This window comes from Halomonas terrestris, from assembly GCF_049166755.1.
Lineage (GTDB): Bacteria > Pseudomonadota > Gammaproteobacteria > Pseudomonadales > Halomonadaceae > Halomonas.
The window spans coordinates 13,343-36,960 of sequence record NZ_JBMHFZ010000019.1 but is presented as its reverse complement, the minus strand read 5'-3'; the positions used below and the strand labels follow the sequence as shown (position 1 = coordinate 36,960).

Genomic DNA, 23,618 nt, shown 5'->3' with positions numbered 1-23,618 from the left:
CCCCGCACGGGGGCATGGCCGTTACAGGATGGTGGAGGTGTCGGTGGCCGCCTTGCCGAAGAAGTGCTCGTAGGCGGGATCCTTCGGCGCGTTGCCCTCGAGGTGGAAGCCCACCACCCGCTCACAGTACTCGCGCTGGTGGTCGATGACCTTCTTGAAGAAGGCATCGCTGGACTCGCGCTCGATCACCGCATCCCAGGCAGCCAGCTGCTCCTGCAGTACCGAGTCGGGGGTGATGTAGGTCTGGACACCCTGCTCCTCACGCATGCCCTGCAGATCCCGCGGGTAGCGATCCATGGCCTTCCAGTACATCTCCGACGAGGCTGCCTTGGCGGCATACTCCAGGATCGCCTGGAACTCCTCGGGCAGGCTGTCGTGCTTGTTCCTGTTGAAGATGATCTCGAAGGCCTCGCAGTCCTGGTGATAGCTGCGCAGCATCCAGGTCTTGCTGACGTCCGGGAAGCCGAGCAGGCGATCCGACGAGGGGTTGTTGAACTCGGCGCCGTCGAGCAGGCCGCGGTCCATGGCCGGCACGATGTCGCCGCCGCCCATGATGGTCACCGCCGCACCGAACTCGCCCATCAGGTCGGCCCCCAGGCCCACGGTACGATACTTCAGGCCACGCAGGTCATCGGCGCTGCGGATCGGCTCCTTGAACCAGCCCAGGGCCTGGGTCGGCATGGGGCCGGTCTGGTAACCCACCAGGGGCAGCTCCAGCATCTCCAGCAGCTCGTCGTAGAGCTCCCGGCCACCGCCGTTCCAGAACCAGGCGAGGAACTGGTGGGCATCCCAGCCGAAGGGCGGCGGCGTCCCGAACAGCGAGAAGGCCTTGTGCTTGCCGTACCAGTAGGCGGTCACCCCGTGGCCACCGTCGAGTGCCCCGGAGATCACCGCGTCCTGCAGCTGCAGTGCCCCCACCACGGCACCTGCCGGCAGCAGGTTCAGCCGCAGGCGACCACCGGACATCTCGTTGACGATACGTACGTAGTCGGCCGCGTATTCGTGGAAGATGTCCTGGTTGGGCCAGGTGCTCTGGAAGCGCAGCGTGGTGGTCTGGGCCACGGCGATACTGGGAAAGCCTACCGCCGCGGCAGCACCTGCCCCCACGGCGGCCGCGGAACCGGTCAGGAAGCGGCGGCGTGAGGTACTGGCGGGCTTGGTGTCGACGGTGGTCTGGTTGTCGGCCTGCGGCGCAGGTGTCTTGTCTTGAGCCATCGGACGCTCCGGAAATTATCGTTGTTCTGTCTCCCGCCGGGCGGCGCGCCCGCGGGGGACCCGTACTCCCGATCGCCTCCCTGCGGCCGACATGGTGTTGCGGCCTGACGCCTTCCCTGAGGGTTGTCGGTTACATCAGTTATAACCCTGTAACGCATTCATGCAACCGGGCACCGGCGATTTCTTCCACGCTGACACCGCTGGATTCAACGCAGGGTTGCAGGCAGCGTCAGAAGTGCGTATTTTATTTGAACGACCAATCAATAAAAAATCGTGATGCAGGATCCGACCCGTGGCACCCGATGGGCTCGCCCCGTTCGGCATCCCGCGCGTTCGAGGCCGGTTGCCCGTTGCCGACGCCAGCACTGCGGGGCACCGACCTCTCACAGCGTCTCGTGTCCAGCTGCGACAGCCGGTGGCCCGAGAGTGGCAAGGCATGTCGATTGGCGTTATCTTGATTGATCGTTCAATCAAGATAACCACCGGCACCACATTCCGTCGCCCGCACGACGGGCCTGCCACCCGACGACGCGAGACACGGACATCAACAACATCCAGGGAGTCCCTCCATGGCGCATGACAACGCCCCCCCCGAACGACGGGATCGCCTCAACCCGGCCGTGTTCCACGGCTCGGTGGCAGGCATCCTGGTATTCCTCGTATTGACCATGCTCTTCACCGAGCAGGCCGGCGCCTTCTTCGATGCCGGCCTGGCCTGGGTCAGCGAGACCTTCGGCTGGTACTACATGCTGGCCGTGGTGGCCTACCTGGTCTTCGTGGTCGCCATCGGCACCTCGCGCTTCGGCAGCATCCGCCTCGGCCCCGACCACTCCCGGCCGGAATTCTCGCTGCTCTCCTGGTCGGCGATGCTGTTCGCCGCCGGCATCGGCATCGACCTGCTGTTCTTCAGCGTCGCCGAACCGGTGGCCCACTACCTGGCACCGCCCGACCTGGCACCCGAGAGCCAGGAGGCGATGCGCAATGCCGTGGTACAGACCTACCTGCACTGGGGCCTCTCCGGCTGGGGACTCTATGTGCTGATGGGCATGGCGCTGGCCTACTTCAGCTACCGCCACCGCCTGCCGCTGGCGATCCGCAGCGCGCTCTACCCGCTGCTCGGCAAGCGCATCCACGGCCCCATCGGCAGCGCCGTGGACATCACCGCGGTGGTCTCCACGGTGTTCGGCATCGCCACCAGCCTGGGCATCGGCGTGATGCAGCTCAACTACGGGCTGGCCTACATGTTCGACGTGCCCGAGAGCCTCTCGGTTCAGGTCATCCTGATCGCCCTGGTGGTGGTACTGGCCACCGTCTCGGTGGTCAGTGGCGTGGAGAAGGGCATCCGCCGCCTGTCGGAGTTCAACATGCTGCTGGCACTGGTCCTGCTGCTGTTCGTGCTCTTCCAGGGCCACACCCTGAAGCTGCTCGACATGGTGGTGAACAATGCCGGCGACTACTTCGCCGGCTTCGTGGCCAAGAGCTTCGACACCTACGCCTTCGCCGGCGACGAGGCCAACGAGTGGAAGATGTGGTGGACCATATTCTTCTGGGGCTGGTGGATCGCCTGGACCCCCTTCGTGGGGCTGTTCCTGGCGCGCATCTCCCGCGGGCGAACCATTCGCGAGTTCGTCGCCGGCGCCCTGTTCATCCCGCTCGCCTTCATGATGGTGTGGATGTCGGTGCTGGGTAACAGCGGCATCGAACTGGTGGCCAACCAGGGGGTGGCGGAGCTGGGCGAGCAAGCCCTGAGCACGCCCCAGACCACCCTCTACACCCTGCTCGAGCACTACCCGTACATCGGCGTGACCGCCGCCGTGGTCACCGTGCTGGGGATCGTCTTCTTCATCACCTCGGCGGACTCCGGCGCCCTGGTGCTGGCCAACTTCACCTCGATCCTCAGTGATGTGAACCACGACGCCCCGGTGGCCCTGCGCATCTTCTGGTCGGCGGTGATCGGCCTGGTCACCGTGGCCCTGCTGATGGCGGGGGGCCTGGCGGCCCTGCAGAGTGCCGTGGTGATCACCGCCCTGCCCTTCTCGCTGGTGATCTTCGCGATCATGGTCGGCATGGTCAAGGCGCTGAAGCTCGAGGGTCGCAAGGCCGATGCCCGGCGCCAGGTCTCCGGCACCGCGCCGGGCGGCGACTGGCGCGAACGTCTCGATCGCGCCCTGGACACCTCGACCCGTGCCGGCGCCGCGGCCACCATCGAGCACGCCATCCGGCCGGCACTGACCCAGTTCGCCCAGGAGTTGGAGAGCCGTGGCCAGGAGGCCACGGTGACCGAGGAGCAGATCGAGGACGAGCCATTGCCACGCCTGACCCTGCAGGTGCAGCTGGAAGACGCCGCCAGCTTCGTCTACCAGGTCTGCCCCCATCGCCTGCGCACGCCGAGCTTCCTGCCGGTGGATGACGACTACTATGTGCGCCTGGATGTCTATCTGGCCGAGGGCGGCACCGGCCAGGACCTCAACGGCTACACTCGCGGCCAGGCGATCGGCGACGTGCTCTCGGAGTATGAACGCCACCTGCACTTCCTGGCACTCGCCGGGGAGGGTGGCAACGTGCAGGCGATGCCCGGCGCCGTGGGTGAGCCACCCGTCGAGGCCACCCAGGGCTGATCGCCTCGCCCACCGATCATGACAGCGGCGACACCCTCGGGTGTCGCCGCTGTCAATTGGTCGCCTTGCGACGGCGCGACAGGGAGGCGTAACGTAATGGCGCCCCGCTCTTTAGCACGCAAAGGAGTCGCCATGTCCCGTTCCTCCCGCCGGTCCGGCTATCGCCCTCCCCTTCCCGGCAGCGCCCTGGTCGCCGCCTGGCGCGAGGGCTACGGCCTGGCCGAGCTGCGCCGCGACCTGATGGCCGGCCTGACCATCGGCATCGTCGCGGTGCCACTCTCCATGGCGCTGGCCATCGCCACCGGCGTGCCTCCCCAGCACGGGCTCTACACCGCCATCGTGGCCGGGGCCATCATCGCGTTGACCGGCGGCTCCCGCTTCAACATCTCCGGCCCCACCGCGGCCTTCGTGGTGATCCTCTTTCCCATCGTCGCCAGCCACGGCGTCGGCGGCCTGCTGATCGCCACCCTGATGGCCGGGCTGATCCTGGTGGCCCTGGGGCTGGCCCGGCTGGGCAGCCTCATCCAGTTCGTGCCCTACCCGGTGGTGCTCGGCTTCACCGCCGGCATCGCGGTGGTGATCGCCCTGCTGCAGCTCCCCGACTTCCTGGGCCTGACCGGGGTCGAGCTCGGCGACAGCACCCCGCACAACCTGGCCGCCATCGCCCGGGCCTTGCCGACCCTGGCCCCGGCCGAACTCGGGGTGGGCCTGGTGACACTGGCCACCCTGATCCTCTGGCCACGGCTCAGGGTACCGGTCCCGGCCCCGCTGGTGGGGCTGGTGGTGGGCACCCTGGCCGCGCTGGCGGTCACTCCCTTGGGCGTGGAGGTCGCCACCATCGCCTCGCGCTTCAGTTGGGAGTTCCAGAACCAGAGCGGCAGCGGCATCCCGCCCTTCGCGCCGAGCCTGGTGGTGCCCTGGCGCCTGCCGGGGGCGGATGGCACACCACTGGTCGTGGACTTCGCCCTGATCCGCGAGCTGCTCGGCCCGGCACTCGCCATCGCCATGCTGGCGGCCATCGAGTCACTGCTCTGCGCCGTGGTGGCCGACGGCCTGACCCGCACCCGCCACGACCCCAACGCCGAGCTGATCGGCCAGGGGCTCGGCAACATCGCGGTGCCCTTCTTCGGCGGCATCACCGCCACCGCGGCCCTGGCGCGCACCGCCACCAATATCCGCAGCGGCGCCGTCTCCCCGGTGGCCGCCGTGGTGCACGCCCTGGTGGTGCTGCTGGCCGTGGTGGCCCTGGCCGGTGTGCTGGGTCTCGTGCCCATGGCGGCCCTGGCGGCCCTGCTGTTCATCATCGCCTGGAACATGAGCGAGGCGCGCCACTTCGCGCACACCCTGAAGAGCGCCCCGGCGAGCGACGTGGCGGTGCTGGTGATCTGCTTCGCCCTCACGGTGATCTTCGACATGGTGCTGGCGGTGGCCGTGGGCATGGGCCTGGCCGCGGCGCTGTTCATCCGTCGCATGGCCAGCCTCACCGAGGCGCGGCGGTTGCGTGCCGGCGAGCGCGAGGCGCCGCCGGCGCTGCCACGCGAGGTGGCCTTCTACGACATCAACGGCCCGCTGTTCTTCGGGGCCGCCGAGAAGGCGGTCTCGTCGCTGCGGGTGGTGGATCCGGAGGTGAGGGTCATGATGCTGGACATGCGCGACGTGCCGAGCCTGGATGCCACCGCCATCGTCGCCCTGCAGTCGCTGGTGGAGGAGCTGCGCGCCCAGCGGGTCGGGCTGATCTTCGTCGGCCTGCCGGCGCGGATGGTCATCAAGCTCCGACGCGCCGGCTTGCGCCGCGAGGCGGGGCGGCTGGCCATGGTCGCCGGCCAGGCCCATGCCGGTCGCCTGGCCGAACGCTGGCTGGAGGCACCGCGGGGGTAACCGCGACCCACCCGGCCCTATTCACCCTGCAGGGTGGCGATCAGGCGGCGGGTACCGCCGTGGTCGCGGTGTTCCGCCGAGCCACAGGCCCTGCCAGGTGCCCAATACCAGGCCGCCGTCGCGCACCGCCAGCGTGAGCTGGGTGCCGAGCAGGCTGGCACAGACATGGGCCGGCATGTCGTCGGGGCCCTCCAGGGTATGGCGGAAGTCGGGCAGGTCGCCGGGCACCAGGCGTCGCAGGAAGGCGTCCATGTCGTGGCGAACGTCCGGGTCGGCGTTCTCGTTGAGGGTCAGCGACGCCGAGGTGTGCAGCAGCTGCAGGTGGAGCAGCCCCGAGGAGACCTCCCGCAACCAGGGCAGGCCGTCGACCACCTCGTCGGTGATCAGGTGAAAGCCGCGCGGGCGCGGTGCCAGGTGCAGTTCCTGCTGTCGCCACATGGTCGGGCTCCTCCGGGAAGGGGTGTTCCCGCCATGCTAACGCGCTGTCTCCCCGACTCAAGGGCCGCCCTCCGCCAGCAAGGTCATCGCAGACCACCGGATCGCTCGAGGCCGACCCGGCGACTGGCCTTCAGGAAGGCGCCGTGCCCTCTCCCTGGGCGCCACCTCGCCGTCCATGGCGAAGGATCTCCTCCTCCGGCCTGCCCCCGACGCCCCTCGCCTCGGGCAACGGCGACTGCCCTGCTCCCGCCATGGGACAGCCCAGGCATCTCAGTTGCGCGGATCGTCCTGCGGATCGAGATACTCGATGCCCCAGGGCCCCGTGCCGTGGAGCTGGATGACGGTCTCGCCATCGGCGTAGCCGAACATGGGATCTCCCGGCGACATGATGGCGTAGCCGCCCACCGGCAACGCCTGGGTGGCGTCGGGATCGAAGCTCTCGCCATGAGCGAAGTGCAGGGTACCGTCGAGCACCGTGACCCGTTCGTAGGCCGGGTGGACGTGAGGCCTGATCTCGTAGCCGTCCTCGAGCCTGATGCGAATGGTGAAGGGGGCTTCTTCCGACAGATTGCCCTCGATGATGGCGATCTCGGCCCCGTCCCCCATGGAGCCCACCGGCCCCCAGGAGAGATCCTCCGGCGTACCCAGCAGGTGACCGTCGCCGTGGTAGGGTTCGGCCTGCAGGCCGCTGGAGGCAACACCCAGCACGAGGGCAAGGGCCGCAGCGGTCAGGATAGCTGTCTTGTCGGTCATGATGATGGCTCCTCTCGATGAGTGACGGGTTGCAACGTCAGCGCTTGATGGCCAGCAGCGAGATGCTCTTGACGCCGTAGGTCTCGCTGGCGCCCCGGGCCGACTCGGTCAGGAAGTGGTACTCGGGATGCTCTCGCAGCGTCTGCACCCCGAATCCCGCCGCCTCGATGGCCCGACGATAGTCGTCCACCTGACTGGCGCCACCGATACAGGCGGCCCACAGGGTGGCGTTGCAGGAGACCTTCTCGGGCAGCGGCGACTCGGTGACGATATCGGCCAGGGCCAGCCGCCCGCCGGGGCGCAGCACGCGCGCTGCCTCGGCGAAGACCCGCGGCTTGTCCGCCGACAGGTTGATCACCCCGTTGCTGATCACCACGTCGATGCTGGCGTCCGGGAAGGGCGGCGCCTCGATATAGCCGGCATGAAACTCGAGGTTGTGAAAGCCTCCCTCGCGGGCCAGGCGAGCGGCCTTCTCGCGCTGGGCATCGGTCATGTCGAGCCCCAGCACCCGGCCAGCGTTCCCGGTCGCCAGGGCGGCCAGCAGGCTGTCCATGCCGGAGCCGCTGCCCAGGTCCAGGACCGTCTCGCCGGGCTGGATGGCCGCCAGGTCCAGGAAGTGACCGACCCCGGCGAAGGAGTCGATGGCCGCGGTGGGGATCCGGTCCAGGGCGTTCGGGTCATAGCCCAGCCGCTCCGCCAGCGCCCGACCCATCTCGAAATGGAAGTCGCCCTCCGGCGTCTCGGCCACCTCGCGATACATCGCCTTGACCCGTGCCTCGAGCTCGTGGCGATCCACCGCGGGTGACGTGGGGGCCGCACTGGACGTGGATGGTGCCGTGATGGTCATGATCTCGCTCCTCTTCGAGTGGACGATTCACGACACCCGAGGTGCCGTGTGCCATCGAGGACGCAGCTCCCGGCTGGATTGTTCCCGACCCGGGACAGGAACCCGGAAGGGGGTCGCTGCGTCCCTGCCATACCCGGACTTGCCCGCCACCGGTGCGCGTCCCATGCTCGGATGAGGTGAGCCATGTCCCTTGCCAACCAGATCACCAGTATCCCGACGCCATGGCCCTGCATGCGCCATCATCGGGACGACTCGGGGGCACCCATGAGCGACCGCGATGCCACCAGCCGCCGGCAGTGGTTCGAGCAGCGCCTGGAGCCGTTGATGGATCGGCTCTACGGCACGGCGCTGCGCCTGACCCGGGACCCGGATGATGCCGAGGACATCGTCGCCGAAGCCGTGGGCAGGGCCTGGACACGGCTCGACGGGCTGCGCGACCCGAATCGCTTCGAGGCCTGGCTGTTCCATATCCTTACCAACGTCTTCATCAGCGAATGGCGCCGGCGTCAGTCTCGGCCCCAGGCCCCGGGTGGCGAAGCGCCACCTTCGCCGGACGATCTCGACGCCGGCAACTTCACCCTGTTCCAGCAGTTGCACCAGCCCTTCCTGCTCTGGTGGGGCAGCCTGGAAGAGCAGTTCTTCAACAGCCTGCTTCAGGAAGACCTGCAGCGAGCCCTCGATGCCCTGCCCGACCCCTTCCGGGTGGCGATTGTGCTGGTGGAGGTGCAGGGCTATACGTACGAGGAGGTATCGCACCTGCTGGGGATCCCGCTGGGCACCGTCCGTTCACGGCTGAGCCGGGCACGTGCCCTGCTGCAGAAGACGCTCTGGGAACAGGCCATGGAGGCCGGCGTGGCGCCCGGCCACCAGGGAAAGGGAGGGCAACGGCCATGAGCGCACGCGAGCTGAGCTGCGAGCAGGTCATCGAGCGACTGTTCGACTATCTCGACCGGGAGCTGGATCACCAGCAGGCGGCCGATATCGAGCGACACCTGCACCGGTGCCGCGACTGCTTCACACGAGCCGAATTCGAAAAACGACTACGGGCCAGGGTGGAAGCCTCCGGCAGGGTGAAGGCCCCGCCGCGCCTGCACCATCGCATCCGCAGCCTGCTCGACCAGTTCGACGGCGACTAGGTGCCACTGACCCGTGAGGAGAGCCCCTCATGGTTGCGATACCCGGATATTCCCCTCGACAGATCAGCGCTGCCGTCCAGGACATGTACAGTGCCGTGGCCGAGGCGCCGGAGTCCCACTTCCACTTTCCCGTTGGCCGTGCTGCCTGCCAGGCACTGGGCTACCCCGGGGAGCAGCTGGCGGACATTCCCCCTCCCCTGCTGGCTTCCTTCGCCGGCGTCGGCTATCCCTTCCGTGCCGGGGCCATTCGCTCCGGTGACCGGGTGCTCGACCTGGGTGCCGGGGCCGGCAACGATTCGCTGATCGCCAGCCGTCTCGCCGGTCCGGATGGCCGGGTCATCGCCCTGGATCTCACCGCCCCCATGACCCGCAAGCTCAAGCACATCGCCGACGGCAGCGGCATCGACAACCTCGGGGTGGTCCAGGGCTCGGCGGAGCAGCTGCCACTGCCCGATGGCTGCGTCGACAGCATCACCAGCAACGGCGCCCTCAACCTGGTGCCGGACAAGCGCCGGGCCGTGTCCGAGCTGTTCCGGGTGCTCAAGCCCGGGGGGCGCCTGCAGCTCGCCGACGTGGTGATCCATCGGCCGGTGTCGGTGGACTGTCACGAGGACCCGCGCCTCTGGGTCGAATGCGTGGTGGGCGCCACCGTCAAGGAGGAGCTGCTGGCCCTGTTCGAGGAGGCGGGCTTCGAGGACGTCCGGGTGGTAGGAGAGCACGACTACTTCGCCCTGAGCCCCAGCGACCAGACCCGGGAGGTCGCCGCGAGCTTCGGCGCCCACGCCATCGAGGTGGGCATGCGCCGCGGGGCAGCGGCGCCTTCGCGCCTGCGGCAGTGGTGGCTGAGGTTCGCCCCCGGGCGCTGGCTGCTGCTGCTGAGGCGCCGCGGGCTATTCGGCATTGCGGCCCTGTGCCTGGCGCTGCTGAGCTGCTATGGCACCCTGGCACTGGTCGGCCTGCTGCCACTTCTGGGTCTCGGCCTGGCCCTCGACGAAGGCGCCTGGGCCGGCACCATCGCCGCCTTCGTGGTGCTGACCCTGGCGGCACTGGCCGCCGGCCTGCGCCGCCACCGTGCCCCTGGCCCGCTCGTGCTGGCGAGTGCCGGCGGCGGGCTCATCCTGTATGCGCTGTTCATCGACTACCGGGCCCTGGTCGAGCTGGCCGGCTTCGTGCTGCTGGCCATCGCCACCCTGTGGGACCTCAGGCAGCGACGACGGCAGGAGGCCAGGGTGCTGGGGCTGGCCTCCGGCGGCTAGTGGCGTCCGACACCGAACGGCATCGGTCAGCCCCCCGCCCGTGCTTCGCTCATGGTGAACCGGGCCAGTTGCGTCGGCTGGCCGAGTTCGGGATGCCATTCCCCGATGCCGGAAAGCCGCACCCGGTAGCCGTTGCGGCGTGCCACCCCCCGGGCCCAGTCGCTGAAGCGGGCGCGCGTCCACTCGAAGCGGTGGTCGGCATCGCGAAATTCCCCGGGCGCCATCCCGTAGAGTGGATTGAAGTCGTGGTTGGGCGTGGTCAGCAGCAGCAGGGGTGGGCGCATCTGTCCGAACACGACCCGCTCGACCCGGGAGAGGGTGGCCGGTGGCACGTGTTCGATGGTCTCCACCATGGCGGCGGCATCGAATCCCGCCAGCCCCGGCTGGGGATCGGCGTAGGAGCCACACACCAGCCCCAGGCGACCGTTGCCCGCCCCGGACCGTTCACCGAGCCTGAGCTGGGCCTGGGCCAGCAGTTCGCCGGACTGTTCCAGCCCCACCAGCGTCTCGAACTGCGGCTCGTGCAGCAGGTACTGCAACAGGGTGCCGGTACCGCATCCCAGGTCCAGCACCCGGCGCGCGCCGCTGGCGCGCAGCTGTGCGGCCACGTGCTGCAGGCGCTGCTGGTGAAGGTCGAGTGGTTCGCAATGGCTCATGGGAGTCCCGATGGTCGGCATATCACCGATGATGCCTCATCGGGGCGCGTTTCGGCAGCCCTCACGCGAAGGGGGTGCGACTCGCGTCGCACCCCCGGTCGCTCACCTGCTCGATTCCCCTCGGGACCTCAGAAGAAGCCCAGCGGGTTGGTGTCGTAGCTCACCAGCAGGTTCTTGGTCTGCTGGTAGTGCTCGAGGGCCACCTTGTGGGTCTCGCGGCCGACGCCGGACTTCTTGTAGCCACCGAAGGCGGCGTGGGCCGGGTACTGGTGGTAGCAGTTGGTCCAGACGCGGCCGGCCTGGATGCCGCGCCCCATGCGGAAGGCGACGTTCATGTCGCGGCTCCACACCCCGGCGCCGAGGCCGAACTCGGTGTCGTTGGCGATGGCCAGCGCCTCTTCCTCGTCTTTGAAGGTGGTCACCGCCACCACCGGGCCGAAGATCTCCTCCTGGAAGACGCGCATCTTGTTGTTGCCCTTGAGCAGGGTCGGCTGGATGTAGAATCCCTTGTCGTAGGCCGGGTCGAAGCTCGCCTTGTCGCCGCCGGTCAGGATCTCGGCGCCCTCCTCCCGGGCGATGTCCATGTAGGACATGATCTTGTCGAACTGCTCCTGGGAGGCCTGGGCGCCGACCTGGACGTCGGTATCCAGCGGGTTGCCACGCTGGATCGCCAGGGTGCGCTCCATGACCTTGGCCATGAAGGCGTCGTACATGGACTCCTGGATCAGCGCCCGGGACGGGCAGGTGCACACCTCGCCCTGGTTGAAGAAGGCCAGCACCAGGCCTTCCACCGCCTTGTCGATGAACTCGGGCTCGGCGTTCATGATGTCGGCGAAGTAGATGTTCGGCGACTTGCCGCCGAGCTCCACGGTGGAGGGAATGATGTTCTCGGCGGCACACTTGAGGATGTGCGCGCCCACCGGAGTGGAGCCGGTGAAGGCGATCTTGGCGATGCGCTTGCTGGTGGCCAGGGCCTGGCCGGCCTCGGCGCCATAGCCGTTGACGATGTTGACCACCCCGGGCGGCAGCAGGTCACCGACCAGTTCCAGCAGCTTGAGGATCGACACCGGGGTCTGTTCGGCGGGCTTGAGCACCACGCAGTTGCCGGCCGCCAGCGCCGGCGCCAGCTTCCAGGTGGCCATCAGCAGCGGAAAGTTCCAGGGAATGATCTGTCCCACCACACCCAGCGGCTCATGGAAGTGGTAGGCCACGGTGTGGGCGTCGATATCGGCGGTGGTGCCCTCCTGGGCGCGAATGCAGCCGGCGAAGTAGCGGAAGTGGTCGACCGCCAGCGGGATATCGGCGTTGAGCGTCTCGCGTACCGCCTTGCCGTTGTCCCAGGTCTCGGCCACGGCCAGCATCTCGAGGTTCTGCTCGATGCGATCGGCGATCTTGAGCAGGATGTTGGAGCGTTCCGCGGCGGAGGTCTTGCCCCAGGCGGGTGCGGCGGCGTGGGCGGCGTCCAAGGCCTTGTCGATGTCCTCGGCGGTGGAGCGGGGTATCTCGCAGATCACCTCCCCGTTGACGGGGCTGACGTTGTCGAAGTACTGGCCCTTGACCGGGGCGACGAATTCGCCGCCAATGTAGTTGCCGTAGCGCTTGTCGAAGGAGACGACCGCGCCGGGAAGGCCGGGATTGGCATAGATCATGGCGTTGCTCCTGAATGTTGTCGTTATGCAAGGTGCAACACCCAGTCTTGGTCACTCCGGCCATCTGCGACATACTCCGATGGCAGGAGTCGGCCTCCTACTTCGGTAGGAGGACCACGTCACGAGGAATCGCCAATGCATACCCTGATGGTCGCCGACGACCATCCGCTGTTCCGCGAGGCCATCGGTGCCGTCATCGCCGCCGGACTGCCCGGCAGCCGCCTGCTGGAGGCGGAGAGCCTGGAGCGTGCCCTGCAGCAGGCGGCATGCCACGAGGAACTCGACCTGCTGCTGCTCGACCTGGGCCTCCCCGATGCGGAAGGGCTCTCGGGGCTCTCGGCGCTGCGCGAGGCCCTGCCCTGGTTGCCGGTGGCCATCATCTCCGCCGACCAGGAGCGGGGCACCATCCTCGATGCCATCGCCCTGGGTGCGGTGGGCTACATCCCCAAGTCCACCCCGCGCCAGGACCTGCTTGCAGCACTGACACGCATCCTGGAAGGACATGTCTACCTGCCACCCGACATCATGCGCCGGCCTCCCTCGCCCCCGCCGCCAGGCGTGGCCCCTCCGGACGATGCCCTCGGCCAGCGCCTGGCACAGCTGACCGACAAGCAGCTGGAGGTGCTGGTCCGCCTGATGCGCGGCGCCTCCAACAAGGTGATCGCCCGGGAACTCGACATCGCCGAGACCACGGTCAAGACCCATGTCTCGGCGATCCTGCGCAAGCTCGGCGTGCCCGGCCGGGTCCAGGCGATCCTCGCCGCCGGCGAGGCCGACCTGGAGACCCTGCTGGAAGCCCGCCGCGGTGGTTCATCCTGACCCCCCATCCAGCAGTGCCAGCAGTTGCATGCGCAGACGCAGCGGCTTCAAGGGCTTGAGCAGGCAGCCGAAGCCGAGCTCACGGGTGCGACTCTTGATGGCCGCATCATGGTTGGCGGTGATCACCACCACCGGCAGAGACGGCTGCCGTTCACGCAGGCAGGCCGCTACCGCCAGCCCATCGGGCCCCCTCTCGTCCAGGTGGTAGTCGACCAGCAGCACGTCGGCGGACTCACCGGCGGCCTGGGCCTCCAGGGCCGCCAGCGAGGTGGCCACCCGGGCCCGGCAGCCCCACCCCTCCAGCAGGGCCAGCATGCCATCGCAGATGCCCGGGTCATTGTCGATCACCCAGACCCGTGCCCCCACGAGCATGTCGGCCTCGCCGGGCGAGGAGGCCTCGGCCGCCGGGCTCGGCGACGAGGACGGCTGGCTGGCATAGGGCACCAGTACCGAGAAGGCGGAGCCCCGTCCCGGGCGGGAGTCCAGTTGCAGCGGATGCCCGAGCATGCCACTGATACGATCGACGATGGCCAGTCCCAGCCCCAGGCCGCGATCCTGCCGGTCGCGATGCGCCTCCGCACGCCGGAACTCGAGAAAGATCTCCTCGCGCAGGGCCTCGGGAATGCCGGGTCCGGTATCTCCCACCAGGATCTGCAGCCCCTCAGGACGACGCCGGCAGCCCAGCAGCACATGGCCCGATTCGGTGTAGCGGATGGCATTGGTCAGGAAGTTGCGCACCACCCTGGCCAGCAGCGCCAGGTCCGACTCGACTGTCACGCTCGAAGGCACGTAGTGCAGGACGAGTCCTCGGGCCGCCGCCATCTGGCGGTACTCCTCGGCCAGCACATCGAGCAGGGAGGCGGCACGGAACGGCGACACGTCCGGCTCGAGCACCCCGGCGTCGAGCCGCGAGATATCCACCAGGGTACCCAGCAGCGCCTCCACGTCCTTGAGCGAGCGGCCGATATGCCCCACCAGCCGGCTCGATGCCTCGGGCAGCGCATGATCCTCCAGCGCGCTGGCGAAGAGTCGGGCGGCGTTGAGGGGCTGCAGCAGATCATGACTCACCGCGGCCAGGAAGCGGGTCTTGGAGAGGTTGGCCGCCTCGGCTTCAGCCTTGGCGGCATGCAGCTCGGCCAGGGTCTGCTGCAGGGCCTCGGTGCGCTCGCGGACCTGCTCGGCCAGCAGCACCGCATGCTCGAAGGCGGCATAGGGGGCACCGCCGGCCACCCCCGCCGACTCGACCCGCTCCATCAGCGCCGACACGATCCGCCGCAGCCGGGCGTTCTCCTCCAGCAGTTCCCGTTCCCCGGCGGAGGCCTGGTCAGGCGCTTCCCGCGCCGGGCAGAGATCCAATGGCGACCCCGGTGAAGGTCTGGTTGATGTGCATGCCATGGTGCTGCTCCCCGTAGGTATTGAAGCCGATCACCCGCGAGCGTCCCAGTAGTCGGGAGGCAGCCGCCACCTGGTCCAGTGCCTCCAGTTCGAGGCGGCGCAGGAAACAGTCGCAGCCGATGATCAGCGCAGGTTCACCCAGCCGCTCGGTGAGCCCCGCGAAGACCGCCTCGAGATCGGCCAGCAGCGGTGCCGGCTCCATGGCGGTGAGCACGATGCCGTTCTCCACCGCACAGTAGAAGCTCAGGCTGCCGTCGACATTGACGCTCTGGATGGAGCGCACGAAGTGCTGTTCGCCCAGGCGCACCGCCAGCGGATGACGGGCAAACACCGAGGCATCCAGGGCATCCACCGGCAGCCCCACCAGGCGGGCATACTCCTCGGCGGCAGGCACGGCATTGAGCTCCAGCACCCGGCGTCGTTCTCGGTCGGCCCGGGTGACCACCAGTTTCGCCGTCAGGGGACGCAGGTGATGGGTGGTGAAGACCTCGAAGGGCAGGCGGGTGTTGATCAGCACCACCACCGCCGCCTGGCTGTGGAAGCGTCCCCGGGCATGCACATGGGTATGGGCCAGGCGATTGTCGTCGCCGGCGGAGCCCCCGAAGCTGGGAATGCGCCCCAGGGCGGCGTCGAGGGTCGCCAGGACCTGCTCCTCGCTGCTGGAGAGGCCATCGAGCAGGGTCAGGGCGAAGCTGTGCTCGCCCACCGGAGCCAGGGCCCGTTCGCGGCACTCGTCGAGCAGGCCATCGACCAGGCGCTGGGCACGGACCAGGTCGAAGGCATCGAGGTCCTCCACCAGGGCACTGGAGACGGCGAAATGACGGCGGTCGAAACCGATGGCCACGATGCAGCCACGGCCATAGCCCTCGGGCGTGATCTCGCCAGCCGTGGTACAGCCGGAGACCGGCACCCCGGCGAAGGCCGCATTCAGCTCGGTGGAGAGCCGTTCCAGCGGATACTCGGCGCTGCAGAAGAACAGCACGAAGCCGAGGTCGGCATGGTGAAGCCCGGCGGCCAGGTCCAGGGCGGCCCCCCGGGGGTCCCGGCGCCGGCTCACCGCCGTTCGCAACGATGGCTGGCTGGCAGGCACCGCGACGGCAGGTGCCACGGCGGGAGAATCGAGCATGGCGGGCTCCTGGGTGACGTCCTCGCAGTGTAAGTCGGCCGACGACGCCGGCACAAATGACCCGTGCATCCACCGGGAGGGTGACGGAAAGGCCATCTCCCCCGGGCTGAGGTTGACCATGTCGGCGGGGCTGAGGTGGCTCGTACTTTCCGTCGGTCCTGTCGTGTCCTGGCCCCCGAACCCGGCGATCCGGACGCCCTGGCCGGTACCGGCCCCTCAGCCGACAACCGGCCAGGCCTCCAGATCGGCCAGGGTGGTCGCCAGGCAGTCGCGCAGTATGCCGAGCACGGCGACGGCCTCCACCAGCCGGTGGCTTGCGCCCATGTGCTCCAGGCGCAGGGCCAGGCCGGAGACCTTCACGGCACCCAGGCTCGAGGACTCCCCCTTGAGCTGGTGGGCCAGCTCCCTGACCCGATCGCCGTCATCCTCCGCCACGGCCCGCTCCAGCTCCGCCAGCCGGTCGACGGCCTGGCGGCGATAGAGCGCGACCAGCTCCGCCAGCCCCGCCTCGCCGAGGCTCTCCTGCAAGGCGGCAAGCGTGGCGGGGTCCAGTGTCTGCTCGGCCGAGACCGGCTCGTTCTGCGCCTTCGGCCTGGCGGGCATGGTACCGACGTGCTTGAGGTGCCGACGCAGTATCTCGTCGAGGGCGTCCTGGAACAGCGGCTTGGTCAGGTAACCGCTCATGCCCGCCGCCAGGCAACGCGCCTGCTCTCCTCCCGGGCCCCCGGCCGTCATCGCCACGATCGGGACCTCGGCCGACCAGCCACCCCGCTCGCGCAGGCGCCGGGTCACCTCCAGGCCATCCATGTCGGGCATCTGGACATCCATGAAGATCAGGTCGAAGCGTTCCCGGGACACCCGCTCCAGGGCATCGACGCCACGCTCGGCAATGGCGACCCGGCAACCCAGACGCTCCAGCATCGCCACCGCCACCTGCTGGTTGACCGGATTGTCCTCGACCACCAGCAGGCGGGCCTCGTCGAGGTGCATCGGCTGCGGCGAAGGCTCCACCCCCGCCAGCAGGGGGGACTCCACCTGGGCGGGTATCAGCGGCAGCGTGAACCAGAAGCGGCTGCCCGCTCCAGGTTCACTCTCCACACCGACCCGTCCTCCCATGGCCTCCACCAGGCGACGGCAGATCGCCAGGCCCAGGCCCGTACCACCGAAGCGGCGAGCGGTGGAGGCGTCGCCCTGCTGGAAGGGCTCGAACAGCCGAGGCAGCTGGTCCGCCTCGATGCCGCAGCCGGAGTCGATCACCTCGAAACGGATCCGGTTGTCCCCGCCGGCCGCCACCTCGAGGCGTACCTCGCCCGCCTCGGTGAACTTGATGGCATTGGAGAGCAGGTTCAGCAGCACCTGCCGGAGGCGGCCGGGGTCACTGACCACTCGCACCGGCAGCGCCGGGTCAAGGCGGCTGACCAGCGTCACGCCGCGGGCCTCGGCACGGTGCACGAACAGCGTGATCACGCCATCGACCAGCTCGGGGAGCTCCAGCGGGCGCGACTCCAGCTCCAGGCGGCCGGCCTCGATCTTCGAGAAGTCGAGCAGGTCATTGATCAGCTCCAGCAGCAGGCCGGCGCTGTCGTGGATGGTGCGGGCATAGTGGCGGGCGCGCCCCTCCAGCGGCTGGTCGAGAAGCAGGTCGCTCATGCCGATCACGCCGTTGAGAGGCGTACGCACCTCATGGCTGACCGTGGCGAGGAACTCCGACTTGGCCTGGCTGGCCGATTCCGCGCTCCGTGCAGAGACCTCCAGCTCGCGACTCAGCGCCTCGAGTGTGCGCCGGGCGGCCGCATTGTCGCGGGCCTCACGGAACAGGAAGACGACCACCAGCAGGGCCGCCATGCTCATGGCCAGTATCAGCACCAGCAGCAGCGCATAGAGCCGCTGCAGCTGCTCCCGCTCGCGGGTCGCCGACTCGGCCAGGTGACCGTTGATGGCGATGATCAGCCGCTCGGTGCGCACGCCCAGGGCCTCGAGCTGGCGGTCCAGGACGAGCCGGGCACCGTCGTCCAGGGCCTCCAGTCGCTGGATGTCGGCGTCCAGGACCTCGAGTCGCTCGCGGATCTCGTCCATCAGGCCGGCCGCCACGGGGATGCTGTCCAGCAGCTGGGTGATGTCCCCCCCTCGCAGCAGGGTGAGACGACTGTAGAGCAGCTCGAAACGCAGCTCGAGCTCCTCCAGGCTATGTTCCGGTTGCCCGAGGTAGTTGCGCAGCTGCACCGTGTCCCGGTCGAGCTTGTAGGCATGCCAGGCCGCGTCCCCCCCCACGCTCTGGGCGAGGCTGTCCTGTCGCCACGAGACCAGGCCGACCACTATCAGGGCAGCGGCGAAGAAGAGCAGCGCCGCGATGGCACCCAGCTTGAGGCGCAGCGGGTGGTGCATCAACGCAAGCATTCCGGGTCAGCCCACCGAGGCGTCAGTGCACATGCAGGTATCCCACCTGCCAGACCGAACGGAAGCGGATCGTCTCGGTCAGGAGCTCGGGATGGTCGTCGAAGGGGTAAAGCACGAACAGCGGGCCGAAGTCGCGGATCGCCATCTCCTTGCCGTTGCGCGTCATGGCCAGGATGACGTCGTAGTCGTGCAGGTCGGAGACCGGGATCTCGGCCTCGTAGTCGTTCAACGCCCGGACCCGTATCCGGTCCCCGTTGGCCCCGACGGCAGCCAGCACCGCCCTGAACAGCGGTCCCTCATAGCGGCCCGACTCGCCGTGCCAGGGCGTGTGGGTCTCGACCACCCTCGGCGAGATCGCCATGAGCATGTCGCGATCGAAGCGGGCCTCGTCGCCCACGTTGGGATGGTCGATATCACCGGTCACGGTGAGGATGACCTCTCCGGTGGGCTCGGGAAGCGAGGAGGCAGCGACCGGTATCGAAGACAGCAGGACGGCGACGACCAAACCGAGCAGAACACACGACGAGACTCTCTGGCGCATGGGACGATCCTGTGCAGGCGGAAGGATGGCGCCAAGACTACGCGATTCGCTGGAAAAGGTCAGGTGACGGCGCGCGACACGGCACAGCATTCAGTGTGGAGGTGGCTCGGCGACATCATGGACCGCCTCCAGCCCGTCCAGGAACCGCTGCAGGCGCCCGACCCGACCCTCGAACACGGCATTGCGGTGCAGCTGGCGTGCCAGCGGAATGAGGTCGGGATCACCGAGCCCGGCGTCCTCGAGCTGGTCATGATAGGCCCCGACGAGGGCCAGGTCCGCGTCGCGACTGGCCTGCCAGGCCAGGTCGCTTGCCTCCAGGGCCTCCCTTGCCTCGGCACCGAGCACGCTGGCGAGGCGGGCGGTGAGGCGCGCCACCTCCTCCTGCCACTGCGGCTCGGCGTCGGCGGCACAGGCCAGCATCGCCTCGGGCAACCAGTCGCCCTCTTCCATGCAGCCGTCGATCTGATGGGCGAGGGGATGACTGGCCGCCCCCGGTGGCACCATGGGCCGCTCGGCCTGGACCGGCATGGCCGACAGACAGAGGGCCAGCGGGCCGGCGAAGCGGAGGCGGGAGAGCTGGGCGAGATACGGCAACAGCATGGCGGCATCCGGCTAATGGCGGCAGCACAATAAAACAGGGGGCGATGATCGCCCCCAGCATAACCCTGCCCGCCAGGGAGCACCAGGCGGCGCTCCCTGGCCGATCAGCCGTGCAGTTCCTCGCCTCCCTCGACCGGCTCGATACGCACCAGATCCTCGTACGCATGCCAGCTGGCATGCCCGAGCACCGGCAGGATCAGCGCCAGGCCGATATAGAAGGTCATCACCCCGACCAGCACGCAGCCGGTGAGGATGGCCGCCCACAGCAGCATGGGACGGACGTTGCGTGCCACCGAGCGCACGCTTGCCTCGATACCCTCCATGAAGGTGAGGTCCTGGTCCATCAGGGTCGGAATCGCCACGACACTGACGGTGAAGGCGCCGAAGGCCAGCACACCGCCTATCGCGGTACCCACGGCGATCATGCCCAGTCCTTCCGGCGTGGTCAGCAGGGAGGCATACAGGGTCGTCGGGCTGGGCACCTCGAAGCCGAAGAAGAGCGCGAACAGCAGGGTCGCCAGGCGAATCCAGGCGAGGAAGAAGATCATCATCATCACGCCCATCATCGCCAGCTGGCCGGCATGGGGACGCCAGGCCCCGAAGGCGTCGCCCAGATGCGGCGCACGATTGGCCTCCAGCGCCTTGCTGATGCCATAGGAACCCACGGCCACCAGCGGCCCCAGGAACATGAAGCCTGCCACCAGCGGCAACAGCCAGTGCCAGAGGCCGAGCGTCAGGGCACCGGCGGTGATCGCGATGCTCAACCCCACCCAGAACATCCCATAGGCCAGGCTGACAGCCGTGGCCCGGCGGAAATCCTCGAAACCTGCCGCCAGCCAAGCCCGTGGCCTGTCCATGCCCACCGGGTTGATGGTGATCTTGACCCTGGGCGCAGCAGCCTTGTCATACTTTCTTGTTGTTGCCGCATTCATGGTTTCACCCCTATTTCCGCAAAAGACAGCTTCTTCCGCCGAAGACAGCCTCCGCCAGGCAGTGCCGTCCTTCCTGAGCGGGCTTCGTGCAGCGACACCGGTTACCGCGCTAATGCCGCCTTCATCCTTTAACACAGCTTTAATGTAGTTGACCGCGGTCAATCCTGCAGGGGACGTGATCAACGCAGGGGCCGGTCGGGGCGTGGTGATCGCCGAGGGGGGGGTGGGAGGGCGCCAAGAGAAGAAACCCCGGCCGACTGACCGGGGCTGGCAGGTCCGGGCGGTGCCCAGGGCTCAACGCACGATCATCACCGACACCTTCGAGTGGTGCACCACGTGCTCGGCGTTGGGGCCGAGCACGTAGTCGGCGAACTTGCGCTTGTTGTGGGAGGCCATGACGATCAGGTCCACCTCGAGCTTCTTGGCCGCCTTGATGATCGCCTCCCAGGGGGAGCCGTCGACGATCACCGTCTGGGTCTGGATATCCTCGGGCACGTGCTCGCGGATGAACTTGTGCTGGGCCTCGGTGATTGCCTCGTGGGCCTTGCTGGCAAAGTCCTTGGGAAAGTAGGAGCCCACCAGCGGCATGCGGTAGTCCGGCAGCACCGTCACCACGTGCAGCGAGGCACCGAAGGTCCGGCACAGGGTCACCGCCGTGGGCAGCGCCTTCTTCCAGGAGCTCTCCTCGTTGAGGTCCACCGGCAGCATGATCTTGCTGTACATGGTCATGATCTCCTTCAGGCAGTGGCGGCAGTGCCGGTATCGGGTTCACGACGGCGACGCTGGAGCAGTACCACCAGGCCGAACACCAGGAAGCCCGGTATCCACATCCACTCCTTGGCCCAGCGATCCACCGGCGCCGAGACCTCGATGATCTCCTGGTCGAAGTCGAAGCCCAGGTCCTCGGCCAGGCTGCCGAACTCGACGAAGTCGATGAAGGCCTGGTCGCCATCGATGATCAACTCCATCCCCAGGTTCTCGAGGCGCTCCCGGCCCGTTTCGCCACTGGGCACCGGCACCAGCACGAAGGTGGACATGGGATCGCCGAAGGCATCCTCGCCGGCAATCTGCACCCGCAGCTGGCTGCCATCGTCGACCTCCCCCAGTGCCTGCTCGAACTGTGCCGGGGCCACCTGCTGGTAGGGGTCGTGGATCATGTCCATCCAGAAGCCGGGACGGAACAGGGTGAAGGCCACCAGGAGCAGCAGGATGCTCTCGTACCAGCGGTTGCGGGCGATCATGAAGCCCTGGGTGCCGGCGGCGAAGATGAGCATGGCGATGGTCGCCACGACGAAGACCACGATCCCCTGCAGGAAGGTGACTTCGATCAGCAGCAGGTCGGTGTTGAAGATGAACAGGAACGGCAGTGCCGCGGTACGCAGGCTGTAGTAGAAGGCCTGGAAGCCGGTACGCAGGGGATCGCCTCCGGACACTGCGGCGGCAGCGAACGAGGCAAGGCCAACCGGCGGCGTGACGTCGGCCATGATGCCGAAGTAGAAGACGAACAGGTGCACCGCGATCAGCGGCACGATCAGGCCGTTCTGCTGCCCCAGCATCACGATCACCGGTGCCAGCAGCGCCGAGACCACGATATAGTTGGCGGTGGTCGGCAGGCCCATGCCGAGGATCAGGCTGAGCACCGCGGTGAGCAGCAGGATCAGCATCAGGTTGCCCATGGAGAGGATCTCCACCACGTCGGCCAGCACCAGGCCGACACCGGTCTGGGAGACCGCCCCGACGATGATGCCCGCCGCCGCGGTGGCGATACCGATGCCGATCATGTTGCGGGCACCGGCCACCAGGCCTTCCCACAGGTCCATGAAGCCCTCCTTCACATCCTCGGCCATGCGGCTGCGCCCGCGGAACAGCGCGATGATCGGGCGCTGGGTGATCATGATGAAGATCATGAAGACCGTGGCCCAGAAGGCTGAGAGACCCGGCGACAGGCGTTCGACCATCAGGCACCACACCAGCACGATCACCGGCAGGATGTAGTGCAGGCCGACCATCACCGTGGGCCGGGTCTGGGGCAGCTCGACCACCTGGGAAGCCGGGTCGTCCAGCTCGAGCTCCGGGTATTTCGACCCTACCTTGAGCAGGGACACATAGATCACCGCGAGCACCACGGCCACCACCCAGGGGGTGGCGTCACCGAGCACCGGCTTGAGCCAGCCGAGGCCGTAGTAGACCGCGAACGAGAGTGCCATCAGCAGCAGCAGCCCGGTCAGGAAGCCGATCAGCTTGTTGAGCAGCGGCCGCGCCGGGTTGCTCGAGGGCAGGCCCTGCATGTCGGCCTTCAGCGCCTCGAGATGGACGATGTAGATCAAGGCGATATAGGAGATCAATGCCGGCAGGAAGGCGTGCTTGATCACCTCCACATAGGGAATGCCGACGTACTCCACCATCAGGAAGGCCGCCGCCCCCATCACCGGTGGCATGATCTGGCCGTTGACCGAGGAGGAGACCTCCACCGCCCCGGCCTTCTCGGCGGAAAAACCGACCCGTTTCATCATCGGGATGGTGAAGGTGCCGGTGGTGACGGTGTTGGCGATCGACGACCCCGAGATCAGGCCGGTCATGCCCGAAGCCACCACCGCGGCCTTGGCCGGCCCGCCCTTGTAGTGGCCGAGCAGCGAGAAGGCCACCTTGATGAAGTAGTTGCCGGCCCCGGCCTTGTCGAGCAGGGCGCCGAACAGCACGAACAGGAACACGAAGCTGGTCGAGACCCCCAGCGCAATGCCGAACACCCCCTGGGTGGTCAGCCACTGGTGGTTGACCAGACCATAGAAGCTGACCCCCCGGTGGGCCAGGATGCCCGGCATGTAGGGGCCGAACAGCGAATAGACGATGAATACCGAGGCGACGATCATCAGCGGCGGCCCCAGGGCCCGCCGCGTCGCCTCGAGCAGCATCAGGATGCCGACGACCCCGACGATCACGTCCTGGAGGATCGGTGCACCGGGGCGCTGGGCCAGCTGCTCGTAGAAGAGGAACATGTAGGCGCCACAGAACGCCGCCACCGCCGCGAAGACCCAGTCCTGGATCGGGATGCGATCACGAGGGGAGCGTTTCAGCGCTGGATAGGCCATGAAGGCCAGGAAGAGGGCAAAGGCCAGGTGTATCGAGCGCGCCTCGGTGGCATTGAAGACCCCGAAACGCAGCATGAAGGGCAGCGGCGAGGCGATCCACAGCTGGAACAGCGACCAGGCGGCCGCGATCCCCACCAGCAGCTTGCCCGGCGCACCCAGCGGCTTGCGTGCCCCCGAATCACTGGAGGCGACCATATCCTCCAGATCGACGTCCCCGGCCCCGGTAGTCTTCTTGTCGTCAGTCATGTGCTAGCCCTGCCCACAGTCGATTGA

Annotated in this window: 19 protein-coding genes and 1 pseudogene; 6 read left to right on the top strand and 14 right to left on the bottom strand. The window is 68.0% G+C overall.

What is annotated here, in order from left to right; all coding sequences use genetic code 11:
- Positions 1 to 21: 21 nt before the first annotated feature.
- Positions 22 to 1,215, bottom strand: a complete 1,194-nt coding sequence (locus tag ACOMD9_RS16265) for a TRAP transporter substrate-binding protein (RefSeq protein ID WP_421416984.1) — start codon at positions 1,213 to 1,215, stop codon at positions 22 to 24.
- Positions 1,216 to 1,784: 569 nt separating this feature from the next.
- On the opposite strand from ACOMD9_RS16265, the gene betT reads away from it, so the two are divergent.
- Together betT and dauA are read left to right on the top strand one after the other, a co-directional pair.
- Complete coding sequence (betT, locus tag ACOMD9_RS16260) at positions 1,785 to 3,833, top strand: choline BCCT transporter BetT (protein WP_421416982.1); 2,049 nt, start codon at positions 1,785 to 1,787, stop codon at positions 3,831 to 3,833.
- Positions 3,834 to 3,965: 132 nt separating this feature from the next.
- Entirely contained in the window at positions 3,966 to 5,711 is a 1,746-nt protein-coding gene (gene dauA / locus ACOMD9_RS16255) for a C4-dicarboxylic acid transporter DauA (RefSeq protein WP_421416980.1), read from the top strand.
- Positions 5,712 to 5,728: 17 nt separating this feature from the next.
- On the opposite strand, the pseudogene ACOMD9_RS16250 reads toward dauA, so the two are convergent.
- The 3 genes and pseudogenes from ACOMD9_RS16250 to ACOMD9_RS16240 all read right to left on the bottom strand — a co-directional run bounded on the left by ACOMD9_RS16250 (position 5,729) and on the right by ACOMD9_RS16240 (position 7,749).
- Positions 5,729 to 6,149 (bottom strand): annotated as a pseudogene (locus tag ACOMD9_RS16250) (secondary thiamine-phosphate synthase enzyme YjbQ).
- Positions 6,150 to 6,419: 270 nt separating this feature from the next.
- Entirely contained in the window at positions 6,420 to 6,902 is a 483-nt protein-coding gene (locus ACOMD9_RS16245) for a cupin domain-containing protein (RefSeq protein ID WP_421416979.1), read from the bottom strand.
- Between the two features lie 37 nt (positions 6,903 to 6,939).
- On the bottom strand, positions 6,940 to 7,749 hold the full coding sequence (locus ACOMD9_RS16240) for a methyltransferase domain-containing protein (RefSeq protein WP_421416977.1): 810 nt from the start codon (positions 7,747 to 7,749) through the stop codon (positions 6,940 to 6,942).
- A gap of 183 nt (positions 7,750 to 7,932) precedes the next feature.
- On the opposite strand from ACOMD9_RS16240, the gene ACOMD9_RS16235 reads away from it, so the two are divergent.
- The 3 genes from ACOMD9_RS16235 to ACOMD9_RS16225 are packed head-to-tail and all read left to right on the top strand — an operon-like array spanning position 7,933 to position 10,141.
- Complete coding sequence (locus ACOMD9_RS16235) at positions 7,933 to 8,643, top strand: RNA polymerase sigma factor (protein ID WP_421416975.1); 711 nt, start codon at positions 7,933 to 7,935, stop codon at positions 8,641 to 8,643.
- On the top strand, positions 8,640 to 8,885 hold the full coding sequence (locus tag ACOMD9_RS16230; RefSeq protein WP_421416974.1) for an anti-sigma factor family protein: 246 nt from the start codon (positions 8,640 to 8,642) through the stop codon (positions 8,883 to 8,885). Before ACOMD9_RS16235 ends, ACOMD9_RS16230 begins: the two co-directional genes overlap by 4 nt.
- A gap of 29 nt (positions 8,886 to 8,914) precedes the next feature.
- Positions 8,915 to 10,141, top strand: coding sequence for a MerC family mercury resistance protein (locus ACOMD9_RS16225; protein WP_421416972.1), 1,227 nt, complete (start codon positions 8,915 to 8,917; stop codon positions 10,139 to 10,141).
- A 26-nt stretch (positions 10,142 to 10,167) separates the two neighbouring features.
- Here the strand turns inward: ACOMD9_RS16225 and ACOMD9_RS16220 are convergent, their stop codons facing one another.
- Positions 10,168 to 10,797: a methyltransferase gene (locus tag ACOMD9_RS16220; protein WP_421416971.1), complete on the bottom strand. Its 630-nt coding sequence runs from the start codon at positions 10,795 to 10,797 to the stop codon at positions 10,168 to 10,170.
- Positions 10,798 to 10,925: 128 nt separating this feature from the next.
- Positions 10,926 to 12,446, bottom strand: coding sequence for an acetaldehyde dehydrogenase ExaC (gene exaC / locus ACOMD9_RS16215; protein ID WP_421416970.1), 1,521 nt, complete (start codon positions 12,444 to 12,446; stop codon positions 10,926 to 10,928).
- A gap of 135 nt (positions 12,447 to 12,581) precedes the next feature.
- On the opposite strand from exaC, the gene ACOMD9_RS16210 reads away from it, so the two are divergent.
- Entirely contained in the window at positions 12,582 to 13,265 is a 684-nt protein-coding gene (locus ACOMD9_RS16210; protein WP_421416968.1) for a response regulator, read from the top strand.
- Here ACOMD9_RS16210 and ACOMD9_RS16205 read toward each other — a convergent pair.
- From ACOMD9_RS16205 to ACOMD9_RS16170, 8 genes are all read right to left on the bottom strand, one after another.
- Positions 13,257 to 14,621 carry a hybrid sensor histidine kinase/response regulator gene (locus tag ACOMD9_RS16205; protein ID WP_421416966.1) on the bottom strand — a complete coding sequence of 455 codons (1,365 nt, stop codon included), beginning with the start codon at positions 14,619 to 14,621 and terminating at the stop codon, positions 13,257 to 13,259. The genes ACOMD9_RS16210 and ACOMD9_RS16205 overlap by 9 nt on opposite strands.
- Positions 14,590 to 15,786, bottom strand: a complete 1,197-nt coding sequence (gene nosP, locus ACOMD9_RS16200; RefSeq protein WP_421416964.1) for a nitric oxide-sensing protein NosP — start codon at positions 15,784 to 15,786, stop codon at positions 14,590 to 14,592. The genes ACOMD9_RS16205 and nosP overlap by 32 nt, the downstream gene beginning before the upstream one ends.
- A 216-nt stretch (positions 15,787 to 16,002) precedes the next feature.
- On the bottom strand, positions 16,003 to 18,171 hold the full coding sequence (locus ACOMD9_RS16195) for an ATP-binding protein (protein ID WP_421416962.1): 2,169 nt from the start codon (positions 18,169 to 18,171) through the stop codon (positions 16,003 to 16,005).
- 34 nt (positions 18,172 to 18,205) lie between these two features.
- Entirely contained in the window at positions 18,206 to 18,724 is a 519-nt protein-coding gene (locus ACOMD9_RS16190; RefSeq protein WP_421416960.1) for a putative pterin-binding protein, read from the bottom strand.
- Between the two features lie 90 nt (positions 18,725 to 18,814).
- Entirely contained in the window at positions 18,815 to 19,324 is a 510-nt protein-coding gene (locus ACOMD9_RS16185) for a lysozyme inhibitor LprI family protein (RefSeq protein WP_421416958.1), read from the bottom strand.
- 104 nt (positions 19,325 to 19,428) lie between these two features.
- Positions 19,429 to 20,256: a DUF2189 domain-containing protein gene (locus ACOMD9_RS16180; RefSeq protein ID WP_421416956.1), complete on the bottom strand. Its 828-nt coding sequence runs from the start codon at positions 20,254 to 20,256 to the stop codon at positions 19,429 to 19,431.
- Between the two features lie 294 nt (positions 20,257 to 20,550).
- Positions 20,551 to 20,979 (bottom strand): universal stress protein, encoded by a 429-nt coding sequence (locus tag ACOMD9_RS16175; protein WP_421416954.1) that lies wholly within the window; start codon positions 20,977 to 20,979, stop codon positions 20,551 to 20,553.
- A 14-nt stretch (positions 20,980 to 20,993) separates the two neighbouring features.
- On the bottom strand, positions 20,994 to 23,591 hold the full coding sequence (locus ACOMD9_RS16170) for a TRAP transporter permease (protein ID WP_421416952.1): 2,598 nt from the start codon (positions 23,589 to 23,591) through the stop codon (positions 20,994 to 20,996).
- Positions 23,592 to 23,618 lie beyond the last annotated feature (27 nt).